The organism is Martinezella lusitana, from assembly GCF_010668395.1.
Taxonomy (GTDB): domain Bacteria; phylum Pseudomonadota; class Alphaproteobacteria; order Rhizobiales; family Rhizobiaceae; genus Rhizobium; species Rhizobium lusitanum_A.
In genome coordinates, this window is record NZ_WUEY01000004.1 from 48,439 (window position 1) to 61,255 (window position 12,817).

Annotated in this window: 16 protein-coding genes; 6 read left to right on the forward strand and 10 right to left on the reverse strand. The window is 60.6% G+C overall.

Annotation, left to right across the window (positions count from 1 at the left end; genetic code table 11):
* Positions 1 to 47: 47 nt before the first annotated feature.
* From GR212_RS10265 to GR212_RS10285, 5 genes are all read right to left on the reverse strand, one after another.
* Complete coding sequence (locus tag GR212_RS10265; RefSeq protein ID WP_163986389.1) at positions 48 to 923, reverse strand: carbohydrate ABC transporter permease; 876 nt, start codon at positions 921 to 923, stop codon at positions 48 to 50.
* Position 924: 1 nt separating this feature from the next.
* Positions 925 to 1,830, reverse strand: coding sequence for a carbohydrate ABC transporter permease (locus GR212_RS10270; protein ID WP_163986390.1), 906 nt, complete (start codon positions 1,828 to 1,830; stop codon positions 925 to 927).
* 71 nt (positions 1,831 to 1,901) lie between these two features.
* Positions 1,902 to 3,167, reverse strand: a complete 1,266-nt coding sequence (locus GR212_RS10275) for an ABC transporter substrate-binding protein (protein WP_163986391.1) — start codon at positions 3,165 to 3,167, stop codon at positions 1,902 to 1,904.
* A 232-nt stretch (positions 3,168 to 3,399) separates the two neighbouring features.
* Positions 3,400 to 4,293, reverse strand: coding sequence for a sugar phosphate isomerase/epimerase family protein (locus tag GR212_RS10280; RefSeq protein WP_163986392.1), 894 nt, complete (start codon positions 4,291 to 4,293; stop codon positions 3,400 to 3,402).
* A 4-nt stretch (positions 4,294 to 4,297) separates the two neighbouring features.
* The gene (locus GR212_RS10285; RefSeq protein WP_163986393.1) at positions 4,298 to 5,341 is read right to left on the reverse strand and encodes a Gfo/Idh/MocA family oxidoreductase; all 1,044 of its coding nucleotides are present in this window, start codon (positions 5,339 to 5,341) and stop codon (positions 4,298 to 4,300) included.
* A 135-nt stretch (positions 5,342 to 5,476) separates the two neighbouring features.
* On the opposite strand from GR212_RS10285, the gene GR212_RS10290 reads away from it, so the two are divergent.
* The 3 genes from GR212_RS10290 to GR212_RS10300 all read left to right on the forward strand — a co-directional run bounded on the left by GR212_RS10290 (position 5,477) and on the right by GR212_RS10300 (position 7,385).
* Positions 5,477 to 6,520, forward strand: a complete 1,044-nt coding sequence (locus GR212_RS10290) for a substrate-binding domain-containing protein (protein WP_163986394.1) — start codon at positions 5,477 to 5,479, stop codon at positions 6,518 to 6,520.
* 90 nt (positions 6,521 to 6,610) lie between these two features.
* Entirely contained in the window at positions 6,611 to 7,000 is a 390-nt protein-coding gene (locus GR212_RS10295) for a group II truncated hemoglobin (protein ID WP_163986395.1), read from the forward strand.
* Between the two features lie 7 nt (positions 7,001 to 7,007).
* Positions 7,008 to 7,385 carry a DUF423 domain-containing protein gene (locus GR212_RS10300; protein ID WP_163986396.1) on the forward strand — a complete coding sequence of 126 codons (378 nt, stop codon included), beginning with the start codon at positions 7,008 to 7,010 and terminating at the stop codon, positions 7,383 to 7,385.
* 68 nt (positions 7,386 to 7,453) lie between these two features.
* Here the strand turns inward: GR212_RS10300 and GR212_RS10305 are convergent, their stop codons facing one another.
* The 5 genes from GR212_RS10305 to GR212_RS10325 form a co-directional block, all read right to left on the reverse strand.
* Positions 7,454 to 7,768: an antibiotic biosynthesis monooxygenase family protein gene (locus GR212_RS10305; protein ID WP_163986397.1), complete on the reverse strand. Its 315-nt coding sequence runs from the start codon at positions 7,766 to 7,768 to the stop codon at positions 7,454 to 7,456.
* An 18-nt stretch (positions 7,769 to 7,786) separates the two neighbouring features.
* Positions 7,787 to 8,065, reverse strand: coding sequence for a hypothetical protein (locus tag GR212_RS10310; protein WP_163986398.1), 279 nt, complete (start codon positions 8,063 to 8,065; stop codon positions 7,787 to 7,789).
* On the reverse strand, positions 8,062 to 8,460 hold the full coding sequence (locus GR212_RS10315) for a DUF2325 domain-containing protein (RefSeq protein WP_163986399.1): 399 nt from the start codon (positions 8,458 to 8,460) through the stop codon (positions 8,062 to 8,064). The genes GR212_RS10310 and GR212_RS10315 overlap by 4 nt, the downstream gene beginning before the upstream one ends.
* 249 nt (positions 8,461 to 8,709) lie before the next feature.
* Positions 8,710 to 9,963, reverse strand: coding sequence for an energy transducer TonB (locus tag GR212_RS10320; protein ID WP_163986400.1), 1,254 nt, complete (start codon positions 9,961 to 9,963; stop codon positions 8,710 to 8,712).
* Between the two features lie 4 nt (positions 9,964 to 9,967).
* Positions 9,968 to 10,435 carry a hypothetical protein gene (locus tag GR212_RS10325; protein ID WP_163986401.1) on the reverse strand — a complete coding sequence of 156 codons (468 nt, stop codon included), beginning with the start codon at positions 10,433 to 10,435 and terminating at the stop codon, positions 9,968 to 9,970.
* Positions 10,436 to 10,627: 192 nt separating this feature from the next.
* Here GR212_RS10325 and hemP point away from each other — a divergent pair, with 192 nt between their 5' ends.
* Genes hemP through GR212_RS10340 form a run of 3 tightly spaced genes read left to right on the forward strand, consistent with a single transcriptional unit; the run spans position 10,628 to position 12,808 of the window.
* Positions 10,628 to 10,801, forward strand: a complete 174-nt coding sequence (hemP, locus tag GR212_RS10330; RefSeq protein WP_047629363.1) for a hemin uptake protein HemP — start codon at positions 10,628 to 10,630, stop codon at positions 10,799 to 10,801.
* Positions 10,802 to 10,809: 8 nt separating this feature from the next.
* Positions 10,810 to 11,865, forward strand: a complete 1,056-nt coding sequence (locus GR212_RS10335; RefSeq protein WP_163986402.1) for a hemin-degrading factor — start codon at positions 10,810 to 10,812, stop codon at positions 11,863 to 11,865.
* A gap of 10 nt (positions 11,866 to 11,875) precedes the next feature.
* The gene (locus GR212_RS10340) at positions 11,876 to 12,808 is read left to right on the forward strand and encodes a heme/hemin ABC transporter substrate-binding protein (RefSeq protein ID WP_163986403.1); all 933 of its coding nucleotides are present in this window, start codon (positions 11,876 to 11,878) and stop codon (positions 12,806 to 12,808) included.
* Positions 12,809 to 12,817: the final 9 nt, after the last annotated feature.

Consider the following 12,817-nt stretch of genomic DNA (forward strand, 5'->3'; position numbering starts at 1 on the left):
CGCACCCGTCTCGACCGTCGCCGGCAAAACGGGGCTTCCGCATTCGTCTATTTGACGGCACCGACGGCGACGCCGCGCGTCAGTGTCCGCTGGAAAATCAGAAAGAAGATCACCGTCGGCGTGATGCCGAGCAGCGAGGCCGCCGCAATCGCGGTCGGTTCCTGCGTATTGGCTCCCGACAACACGCCCATGGCGACGGAGACCGTCTGGTTGTTGTTGGAGACCAGGAACACCAGGGGAATCAGAAACTCGTTCCAGGTCCAGATGAAGAAGAAGGTCGCCAGCACGGCCAGCGTCGGGCGCAGCACCGGCACGATCACCAGCCACAGGATCTGCCATCGCGTGGCGTTGTCGATCTGCGCCGCCTCGATGATCTCCCGCGGAAAGGTCGTGAGGACCGAAGAGAGAAGGTAGGTGCCGAAGGCGGTGTGCAGAACGCCGATGATCAGGATCACCGATAGCATCGAATCGAACAGGCCCACCTGCTTGGCCATATAGTACAGCGGATAAACAAGCGCTTCCTGCGGCGCCATAATGGCGATCAGCAGCACCACCAGCAACGCCTGCCCGCCGCGCACCCGGCCGATGCCGATGGCATAGGCATTGAGCAGGCTGAGAACGACGGCGAATATGGCCGTGCATCCGCTGATGAGAATGCTGTTGAAGAGCTTGCGTGGGAAATTCACCGTGTCCCAGAAGTTCTTGAGTGCCGTCAGGTCGAAGCTGTGCGGGAATGCAAGCGGGCCGTTGGCGGCATAGTCGGACGGCGTCTTGATGGCGTTGAAGGCAGCCAGAAAGAACGGAAAGAGCGTTCCCGCGAGGAAGACGAGCAGGACAGCCAGAACCACCCAGCGGCCAAAGCCCTTCCCCTGGCGACGATCCGTCGAAACGACCGAGGCGGAAATCGAAGATGTGGCGGCCATCTCAGTGCCCTCCCTCGGTCTGCTTCGATTGCATGCGCAGGAACACGATGCCGAGCACGATGGTCATGACCGTTTGCAGCGTCGCGATCGCGGCCGCATAGCCGACGCGGTTCGTGGTGAAGAAATGATAGTAAGACAGATAGGATGGAACCGTCGTCGCGTTGTCGGGCCCGCCCGATGTCAGGACGTAGATCGGCGCGAAGACCTTGAGTGCCGCAATCAGCGTCGTGAGAGCGACGACGAAGATCTCGGGCATAAGCATCGGGATCGTGATGGAGCGGAAACGCCCGAACCAGCTTGCATTGTCAAGCTCGGCGGCCTCGTACAGCGAAGGATCGACGCGCGCCAAACCCGACATGAAGACGACCAGGCAGTAGCCGACCTGCACCCAGACGATCACGGCCGAGACCGCCCAGAGCGCGTAGTTGGCATCCCCCAGCCAGTTTTTGGCAAGGAAGTCGAGACCGATCGCCTTCAGCACGGCGTTGATGATGCCGATGGGGTTGAGGATCCATCCCCAGAGAACGCCGGCCGCGGTCAGCGGCAGGATCTGCGGCAGGTAGAAGCCGGCGCGAAAGAAGCTCGACCAGGTCTCGCTGAATTGCGCGCTGATATAGTCGAACAGCACCGCCGCGAGCACCAACCCCAGGAGGATGGGCACGATGGTCATCGAGATGATGAACAGCAGCGTGTGCTGGATGGAGCCCCAGAAGGCGGCATCCTGAAGCAGCCTCGCATAGTTTTCAAAACCGACATAACGGGGCGGAATGACGCCGCCCTTCCATGTCGTGAAGCTGATCGCGAAATTGGCAATCAGCGGAATGAGCACGACCACCACAAACCCCAGCATTCCGGGGATCATATAGAGATAGTACCCCGCCCTGCCGGCGCTCCTCGACTTATCCATCGAATTCCTCCAGTCCGATACGGCGAGGCGGCATGAAGGCCGTCCCGCCGTTGTGATTGTCGCCGATGGGATTATTGGGCCGCCTGTACGTCGTCGTAAGCCTTCTTCAAGCGCACGACGAACTGATCGGGCGTCGTGGAGCCGTTGACCAGGCCGGTCGTTGCCTGGATCAGCAGCTCGTAGTAGCCGGGCACCGGCCAGTCCGGGTAGAAGCCGAGGCCACCCTTGCTGGAAATCTCGTTGAAGAGCTCTACGTTGCGCTTGCCGACTTCATCGGTGATGGCAGCAGGATCGGCACCAATGGCGACGCCGCCGAGGTTTGCCTGCAGGTTCTGGTTATCCTTGCTCAGCACCAGGTCGATGAACTCATAGGCGAGATCCTTGTTCTTGGCGCTCTTCGGCACCATGAACATGCTGCCGGTCGAGCCGACAGTGTACTTCGGCGTCGGGAAAAGGAACTGGCTCCACTTGAACGTCTTGATGGTGTTGGCAAAATTGCCGTTGTTCCAGGTGCCGCTGACGAACATCGGCGCCTTGCCCGAAGAGAAGACGGTGGCGGCATCCGTGCCCTTGAGGCCGGTCGAATCCTTCGAGATGTAACCCTTGCTCACCCAGTCGGCGATCTTCTGAGCGGCGAACAGGAAGGGCTTGGTGTCGAGCGGGGCTTTGAGGCCCTGATAGTTCTTCACCCAGGTGTCGTCGGCCTGCGTCAGCGCCAGCGTGTAAAGCAGATGCTGCGCGTTGGAATCGACCGTGCCATAGGCGAGCGGCGTGATGCCCTTCTGCTTGAAGTGGTCGAGAGCCGCCTCGAACTCGGCTAGCGTCGTCGGCACCTTCAGGCCGTCGGCCTGAAACATGTCGATGTTGTAGAAGACGGAGACGAACTCGCCGAGCGCCGGAATGCCGATGATCGGACCCGAGCCATAGACGCCGTTCTCGTCATATTTGCTGAGCTGCGTGTTGGTTTCGTTCAGGACCTTGTCCCAGCCGCGCGCCTTGAATTGGTCGTCGAGCGGTGTCAGGAGCCCCTGCGAGGCGACGAGGCCTGCCGTGGCGTTGCCCTTGTTGTACTCGAGCACGTCGGGCGCCTGGTCCGAATTGAGAATGAGACTGCCAGCCTTCTGCAATTGATCGAAGGTCTTTTGTTCGAAATTGACGGTGATATCGGGATGCTTGGTCTTGAATACGTCGAGTGCCTTCGTCCAGGCCACGGCCTGAGGCGTGTCGGGCAGTTCGTACCACCAGACGTTAAATGTCTTGCTCTGGGCTTGCGCCACACCGGCAGCCAACAGAAGCGACATGCCGGCAGTGATCGCCAGCTTCGAAAAAATACTCATATATTCTCCTCCACCTGCGAACCGTGACGGTATCTGACCGACGACATGGCCCGCGCTGCCATCGGCTTTTCTCTCGCTTGCACCAAGCGTCCGCCTGTCACAGGGACAAGGAGCGGACGCTCGGCAGTTCCTCCGTTTTGGTATCCGTCCTGCCCGAAGCGTCACGCGCCCCGGGCATTTGATTAACGCACAACTTGCCTCCTAAATCGATGCAGATTCGCAAACATGCGCGCTATTCGACAAATTCCCCGCCCCGGCTGCTCTTCAAATAGTTCAGGCCGTGAACCTGACCAGTCATCTCCAGCGCATCGCGATAAACCGGGTCGTGCCAGCCCTCGATGTCGATGGAACCGGACCAGCCGGCAAGCCGCAGCTCGGAGATGATATCGATCCAGTTGCTGTCGCCGAAGCCGGGCGTGCGCATGAAGACGAACTTCTCCTTGCCGAAAATGCCGTGCTCCTTGATGACATCCCAGCGGATCGTCGCATCCTTGCCGTGGACGTGGAAAATCTTCTTCGCCCATTTGCGGATCTGCGGCAGCGGCTCGATCAGATAGACCATCTGATGGCACGGCTCCCACTCCAGGCCGAGATTGTCGTCCGGCGTTTCGTTGAACATCAGCTCCCAGGCATCGGGATTGTGCGCGATGTTCCAGTCGCCGGTCGCCCAGTTGCCGTCCATGGCGCAATTTTCGAAAGCGATCCTGATGCCCTTGTCGGCGGCCCGCTTGGCAAGCTCGCTCCAGATCTGCTTGTAGCGCGGCAGGCTGTCGGTGAGCGGCTTGTTGCGGATACGCCCGGTAAAGCCGGCGACGCAGGTGGCGCCGAAATGATGGGCGTTGTCGATGCAGTCCTTCCAGCCCTGCAGCGTCTGCAGGTCCAGCTCACGCTCTTCAAGCGGATTGCCGAACATGCCGAGGGTCGAAATCGTGATGTCGCGGTCGCCGATGGCGTCGCGGCAGCGCTTGCCGAGTTCCGCAAGGTTCTGGCCGTTGGTGGTCTGCCAGAAGAAGGGCTCGAAGCTTTCGAAGCCCAGATCGGCGATCTTGGCGATGCCCTTGGCGGCATCCTCGTTCGTCGCCCTGATCATCGTGCCGATGCGGATGGCCTTTGCCGGATTTGTCATGATGTCACTGTCCTTGTGCTGATATATCGACGCGCCGGCCCGTCTTGGCGCTCTCGATCGCGCCGAGAACCATGGCGAGGCTGCGAATATTGTCACCGCTCGCGGTCTCGGGCGGCTTGCCGGTCCTGATCGCCTCGATGAAGGAGGCGATGACGCTGGCATGGCCATGTGTCTCCTCCTCGTGCTTCGGTCCGGGAACCTCGATCGGGGTGAAGCCGTGCAGCAGACCCGGCTCATTGCCGGCAACCGCCGCTTCGAAACTCTCTTCGCCATCCCAGGTCAGCATGCCCTTGCTGCCGGTCAGCCGCCATTGGCTTTCCCAACTCGTGCGCCGCCCTTCGGCACACCAGGAACCGCGATAGCTGAAGACGACGTCGTCGGAAAAGTCGAACAGCGCGTGAGCGGATGCGCCATGCTTGTACCAGGATCCGACCGGGTTCTTCTCGACGCAATAGACCGAGAGCGGCACCTTGCCGGACACGAAGCGGGCGGCGTCGAAGGTGTGGATCGCCATGTCGAGCAGCAGCACATTGTCCATTTCCTCGCGGAAGCCGCCGAAATGCGGACCGAGGAAGAAATCGCAATGGACGCCGGTGAGATCGCCGATCGCCCCCTCTTCCACGAAACGCCGCAAGCGGCGGACGCCCGAGATGAAGCGGCGGTTCTGGATGATGGCATGGACCTTGCCGGCTTGAGCGGCAAGATCGATCAGCGCGGCGCCCTCGGCAAGCGACGTCGCCATCGGCTTTTCGCTGAGCACATGGCAGCCGGCCTTCAGCGCCGTCGAAACCACGCCGAAGCGCGCGGCCGGAATGACGACGTCGAAGACCAGATCGGCCTTGGTGGCCTCGATGACGTCTGCAAGATCGGAGCCGATAACGACGCTTTCGAGAGAGAACTCTTTTGCGAGGTTTTCAGCGGTCGCTCTGTTGAGATCGACCAGACCCACGATCTGAATGGATTCGGCAAGCGCCGGTGTCGAGGCGATGGCCCTGAGCCAGCCCTTGGACATAGCTCCGCACCCGCACAAAATGGCATTAAATTTCACGATGTCCTCCAGCGGGCGGTGCGTAACCCCTCATGACACGCGCTCCGTAAACGTTTACGATACTATGCGAAAAGATTTTCCTGTGTCAATAGAGGAGGACTACGGAAAATGGTTCAGGGAGGAAAACCGCGGCCGATGAAGGGAATTCGTCAGCTTGCCGAACATCTAGATATCTCGATCGGCACAGTATCACGCGCGTTGAACGGCAAGCCTGATGTCAACGACGAGACCCGCAAGCGCGTTCTCGCCGCTGCCGAACAGCTGGGCTATGTGGCAAACCAGTCCGGGCGCAGCCTTCGGCAAGGCACGACGAATGTCATCGGCCTGATGATCCAATCCAGCAAGGAAACCGTTGAAAACAGCGACAATTTCTTCCTGACCGTAACGGGTGGACTGCAGAGCGTCTTCTCGCGCCACAAGCTCGATCTGATCATGCTGCCCTGCCCGCATGACGAAGACCCCTATGAATATCTGAAGCGCATGGTGGCAAGACGCATCGTCGATGCGCTCATCATTTCGGAGACACAGCGCGTCGACAAGCGCTTCGATCTGCTTGCCAAGGCGAAGATTCCCTTTGCAGCGCTCGGCCGCAGCCTTTCAGGCACGCAGCATCCCTGGGCCGATCTCGATTTCGACGGCGTCGTCAATTGCGCGGTCGACAGGCTCGTGGCGCATGGGCATCGCCGCATCGCCATCAGCGCGCCCTCGAGCGACATCAATCTCGGCTTCGTCTTCGTGGAGGGCTATCGCCGCGCGCTGGAGCGGCACGGCATCCCCTACGACCCGGCCATGGTCATCCGCGCGAAATCGAGCGAACAGGGTGGCTATCAGGTCGCGGACGAGCTGCTTCGCCTCGACGACAGGCCGACGGCCGTGATCCTGATCTATGAGTTGATGGCCATCGGCCTCTATCGGCGCGTGATGGAATCCGGCATCATTCCCGGACGCGACATTGCCGTCGTAAGCTTTCGCGAGGCGCCACGCGCCAAATTCCTGCAGCCGGCGCTGACCTGCTTTCGCACATCGCTGCATGACCTCGGCGTGGAACTGGCTGAAGTCCTGCTCTCCAACATGCCCGCCTACAGCCAGGAATACCCCAGGCAGACACGCCAGACGGTGTGGCCGCTCGAGCTTATCCCCGGAGAAAGCGACGCTTTCTACCTGAAGACGGCGAAATAAGGCAGCGCCGAAACGCCGCACCGGCCGCTTCGGCGGTTGCGGCATCGCTCTTGAGTTGCCATGTAGGACATCGCAAACAGGGGCCGAGGCTTGAGCGAAAATACCATCACACTTTACGAAGCGATCGGCGGCGACCGGACGGTGCGGGCACTGACCTCGCGTTTCTACGAACTGATGGATACGCTGCCGGAGGCAGCCAATTGCCGGGCCGTTCACCCGCCGAGCCTGGAAGGCTCGCAGGAGAAATTCTACGAATATCTGACCGGTTATCTGGGCGGGCCTCAGCTCTACATCGAAAAGCGCGGCCACCCGCGCCTGCGCAGCCGGCATTTCGTCGCCGCCATCGGCCCCGCGGAACGCGACGAATGGCTGCTATGCTTCCGCCGGGCCATGGACGAAACCATCGAGAACGAAAAACTAAGGGCAATCATCTGGGAGCCTGTCGAGCGTCTGGCTTTCCATATGCAGAACAGGGAATGACAAAGACATGAGCATTGGCACCGCAATCCGTCCGGCCACCCTGTTTGCTGCCGGCATTCTCGGCGGCGGTGGCGTCGCGCTTGCCGCAGCGGCCACCCATGGCGGCGATACGCATTTCCTCGGCGCGGCCTCCACCATGAGCCTCGCCCATGCCCCTGCGCTGCTGGCGCTTTATGCCGGCTATGACCGCATCCGCACCGCGCCGGCCGCCGCTATCCTGTTGGGATTGGGAACGCTGATCTTCGCCGGCGATCTCATCATCAGGCATTTCGGCGGCAGCTCGCTCTTTCCGATGGCGGCCCCGACGGGCGGAATGGGCATGATTGCCGGCTGGGTGGCGATAGCGCTCGGCGCCTTCTTCAGGACGGGGACGGCAAAGGCATAAGCCGAGGATTATTGCGCTTCGCGAGCCGGCTTTCCCGGCTGAGCGGCTCAGCTTTTCACGGAATTGCCCTAAATGCCGGGAACCACGCTGAAGCCTTCGAATTGCGGCGGACCCCAGTAGAGGCGCTTGTTATCGCCCGCGTTGCGATGCGCCATGCGAAAATGCTCGGATTTCGTCCAGTTGATGAAATCCTCTTCGCTGTGCCAAACGGTATGCGAGGAAAACAGGGTATAACCCTCATCCATATTCGCCTTGCCGCGCAGGAGGCGAAACTCGAGAAAGCCGGGCACTTCGGACAGCCGGGAATCGCGTCCTCTCCAAACCTCTTCGAATTCGCCCTCCAAACCGATGACGACCTTGAAGCGGTTCATGGCGATATACATGGCAACCTCGTTCGACGATCAGACCTTCTTGCGACGCGCGACAGTCTTATCCACGTCCGGCGCAAAGGCAATGACATTCGCGCCGTCTCGGCTTGCCTCGTCCAGTTGCAGACCCGGCGCTTCTCCCGGCTTCCGCGTCTTCCAGGCCGGAAAAGTCGTCACATTCGCAGCACGCCGCTGCTCTTCGGCACGACGCATCAACAGTTCGTAAAGTTCAGGCACCAGCCCATCGCCATTCTGCGCAGCCAGCTTGTGCAGGCCGATCAGCATAAACCCGTCAGGGCCATTCTCGATCATTGGGAAACGTCTCGTTCTTTCATTGTCTGCAGCGCGCGCTCGAGGCTGGACTTGCTGCCGTTGCGCAAGGGAATGAACGCCTTGCCGAATTTCTTGCAGCCGGTCTTCACCCGCAAGCAGGCATCGTGGCTGATACAGTCGATGGGGCAGAAGACGCAGTCGACCGAGGGCAGAACGGTATCGATGCGCGACACCGCCTCGCGCAGGCCGCCATCGTGATGGATCAGTTCAGCCCCGAAATTGCTGGCGATCTGACGCAGATGCGCCACCTGGCAATCGCGACCGCCGACATAGAGAAAACTGCGGACGTCGAGACCGGATTTCGCCGGAACTTGCGCCGGCGTTTGCGCCTGGCGGCTCTCACGGCCAAAATCCTTCTTCCCCTTACGCGCCATACATCACCCGTTTGCTGGTTGCTCTTGCACGCTCGATTCCATCGAGCGCGAGGCAACCTTATTAAACATGAGTTTTGGAGTAAAGTATAAAGTTGAGAGTTTTCATCATATTTTGATGCAGCGAAATGCCTGGATGAGAAACCCCTCGCCCAGTGGATGCCATGGACTAGACCGATCCTTCGCGCCCGCAGCAGAGGTGTGCACGTCGAATGCTGCCGCCGGTGGGGAGGTGATCGCTCACTCCCCAATCTAGCGCCCTGTAACCTGGACCTCTTGGGTGAAGGACCAACTCGGCTTGCCCCATTCCGATGGCAGTGGCGGGAACGGTGCGGCTCGCCGAATACCATCCGTGACTGACTGATCCAGTTCCGGAATACCCGAGCTGCGGGCGATCGACATCGATGTCAGATCACCGCTCGACCCAATCGTAAGGCGGACACGCACTGTGATCCCGCCTTGGTATTTCGACGAGAGCCGAACCGCTCGACGGATACGCGACTGAACCTTGCCCGGATAATTGGCAATCTCGGCACTTCCCGCCCCGGTGCGTCGCGCATTTACAACTGAATTGTTATCGGACTGAGCCGTCTCGGTCCCATCGACAGATCCCCTCTTGGAATCCTGCTGGTTATCGCCTCTCGACCCGGATTTCGCCTTTACGATCTTTGCAACCGGCTTCTTGATTTCCTTCGGCTTCTCGACAGGCTTCGGCTTTTCAACAGGCGTTACGACTTCCGGCGCCGGTTCGACCGGCTGCGCCTCGACCACTTCGTTCTGGACAGGCTGGACCGGATCAACGGGCTGAACGACAGTCGTTTCAGCCGGCGCTTGCGTCGCCAATATCTGCGGCTGCTCGGAGGCGACTGTCTCGGGTGGAGCCTGCTCGACCGGCTGGGCGGCCTCAGCCGTCTGGACGGGCTGCGCTTCCGTCGTTTGCGGCTGAACAACGTCGGGCTGCGGTGCCTGTATTTCTTCCGGCGTCACCTCGGTCGGCTGAACCGTTTGCGGCTGAACCGCCTCTGCAGTCACCTGTTCAGGATCCGGATGCTGATCTTCCTCACCAGCCGTCATTTGATCGGCATCAGAATTGCCAATCATGATGACGCTGACGGTGTCGCCCGCCTCTTCCTGCGCGTCTTCCGGTGCCGCGACGAAAGTTATCAGCAGAACCGCAACGATCGCGGCGTGAAACAGGCAAGAGCCGAGGCCGGAGAAAATGAACGACGTCTTATGTCCCGCCGCTATCCTGCCCGCTCTCTCTGGCAGCGCATCCATCGGCAGTTGCTCTGCCGTTTCAATGGCCGCAGGCTCGCTCGGATGGTTCGGAAAGGAATCGATCTGCGTAAAGCGGCTGTAGTGGACGACCGCTTCCCCCGCAGGAGGTCTCGGCACGCCCTCGAGGCCGGTCAGTTCGTGGCCGGGGAGCGCATTCGGATTGTTGTCGTTCATGTCGCCGCTTGCGCGGCGGCGCTCCATGGAAACCTTGACCGAGCGCGTCGCCATGATTTCAGCCTTCGAATGGAACCGATATCTGCGAGCGCGTCGTCAACGCGGCCTTGCACTCGCCCGCCGCCGGGCCATCGCAGACCGGCGTGTCGTTGATAATGATGCGGGAGACGGTCTCGCACTTCACGCCGGGCATATCGAATTGCCGCACCCGCTTCTTGCCGAGCGGCAGGTCGCGGAAATCGAGAACGGTGACGCGGTCGACGGCGTTCTTGTCGTTGAAGAAGGCAAGCTCGAAGGAGATCTTGTTGATCGGCGTCGCCATGTCGTTTTCCGCGACGAAGGTCATCATGCATCCCTTCTGGGAGGGCGCCAGCGCATTGAGCTCGACGTTGAGCTTGTGGACAGCAGCCGGGACCGTCGATGCAGGCGCCGCAGCCGCATTCGCATCCTGGGCAAGGGCGGGAACGCAGGATGCCGCAGCGAACAGCCCCGAAGCAGCGAGAGCCAAGATCGTTTTCGTCAGCATCGGCATGTCTCCTGAATATGTTTTGACGCTTGCGTGCCCGGCCAGTGGCCCTGGCGTGTATCGTCGAAATTTTAAACTTGACTTTATCGGTCTCCTATTGCGTCTTTATGGAAGCATGAATATGAGAGTCAAGATAAATTTGGCCGGACAGCGGTTCGGCCCCCGATGAATTTTCAGGCAAAACTAAACAGGATGATTGCTGAGAAGACCCCAACGCCGCCGGTGCAATGCACGGCCGCACCGCAGGTAAGAATTGTCGAGAGCACGGATATTTTCCGGGGCCAGACCGAAATCATGATCAAGCACGAAGGCGTCATCTATCGCATGAAGATCACACGCCAAGGCAAGCTCATACTCAACAAATAGGCAGACAGATGACTGAGACGACCCGCCCGACCCCCGCCGAAATCCGCGCCTTCCGCGCCGAAAACCCGAAGATGCGCGAGCGCGATATCGCAGCACGGCTCAATATTTCCGAAGCTGCGCTGGTCGCGGCCGAAGTCGGCATCTCGGCCATCCGCATCGATGCGGGCGTCGATCGTTTTCTGGAGCGGATTGCCTCGCTCGGCGAGATCATGGCCCTGTCGCGCAACGAAAGCGCCGTGCATGAGAAGATCGGTGTCTATGAAAACATGAAGTTCGGTGCTCAGGCGGCGATCGTGCTGGGCGAAAACATCGACCTGCGCATCTTCCCGAAGCGCTGGGCCTACGGTTTCGCCGTCACCAAGACCGATGGCGATCAGGAGAAGCTCAGCCTGCAGTTCTTCGACAAGGCCGGCGATGCCGTCCACAAGGTACATCTGCGCCCCGATTCGAACGTCGAGGCCTATCACGCCATGGTCGCCGAACTACGTATCGAGGACCAGTCGCAGGAATTCGTCGAGGACCGCTCGGGCTATGACAATGGCGCGACGGACGGCGATGTCACCCGCGACGAATTGCGCGATCACTGGAGCCGCATGACGGATACGCACGAATTCTTCGGCATGCTGAAGAAGCTGAAGATCGGCCGCCAGGAAGCGGTTCGCGCCGTCGGCGACGATTATGCATGGAAGCTGGATGCCGGCTCCGTCGCCGAGATGATGCACGCCTCGGTGCAGGACGGCCTGCCGATCATGTGCTTCGTTGCCAATGAAGGCACCGTGCAGATCCACTCCGGCCCGATCTTCAACGTGCAGACCATGGGCCCCTGGATCAACGTCATGGACCCGACCTTCCACCTGCATCTGCGCCAGGATCATATCGCCGAGGCATGGGCGGTGCGCAAGCCGACCAAGGACGGCCATGTCACCTCGCTCGAAGCCTACAACGCCAAGGGCGAGATGATCATCCAGTTCTTCGGCAAGCGCAAGGAAGGCTTCGATGAGCAGCCCGCCTGGCGCGTCATCATGGAAAACCTGACGAAAGCCGGCACCAGCGTCGCCGCATGAAAGATGGTCGATGACGATGTTTAAGAACTTCAAGCGCATCAGGCCGTGGGAAATCGCCCTGACCATGGTCGTGATGGCCCTGCCCCTCGTGCCGGCGAACCCGATTGCCGGCTTCGGCAGCCTCGTGCGTCATGCACATGCCGCCGAAACGCCCAAGCTGGATACGTCGCGCCTCGTCGCCATCGGCGGCGATGTCACCGAGATCATCTATGCGCTCGGCGAAGAAAAGCGGCTTATAGCCCGCGATTCGACCAGCCTGTATCCCAAGGAGGCGACGACGCTTCCCGATGTCGGCTACATGCGCGCGCTGTCGCCGGAAGGCATCCTGGCCGTCAATCCGACGGCCATCATCGCCGTGGAAGGCTCCGGCCCGCCGGAAGCCTTGGCCGTGCTGCGCAACGCCAGCCTGCCCTTCGAAACCGTGCCGCAGCACTATGATCGCGACGGCATCCTGAAGAAGATCGAAGTCGTCGGCGCGCTGCTCGGCGTGCCGGAAAAAGCCAAGACCCTGGAAGACAAGGTCGCGGCCGATCTCGACGCGGCGATCAACGATTCCGCCAAGCGCCCGGAAGCCGAGCGCAAGCGCGTGCTCTTCATCCTCAGCAACCAGAACGGCAAGATCCTCGCCTCCGGCAGCAACACGGCTGCCGATGGCATCATCAAGCTCACCGGCGCCATCAATGCGATCAGCGGCTTTTCCGGGTACAAGTCCATAACCGACGAGGCGATCATCGAAGCCAAGCCCGACGTCATCCTGATCATGGATCGCGAAGGCCCGCTGTCGATGTCGAACGAGGACCTGCTCAAGCAGCCGGCCATTTCGCTGACGCCTGCCGCCAGCCACAAGGCCATCGTGCGCATGGACGGCCTGCACCTGCTCGGCTTCGGACCGCGCACCGCAAGCGCCATCCGCGAGCTGAACGCCGCAATCTACGGAGGCTGACGTGGCATT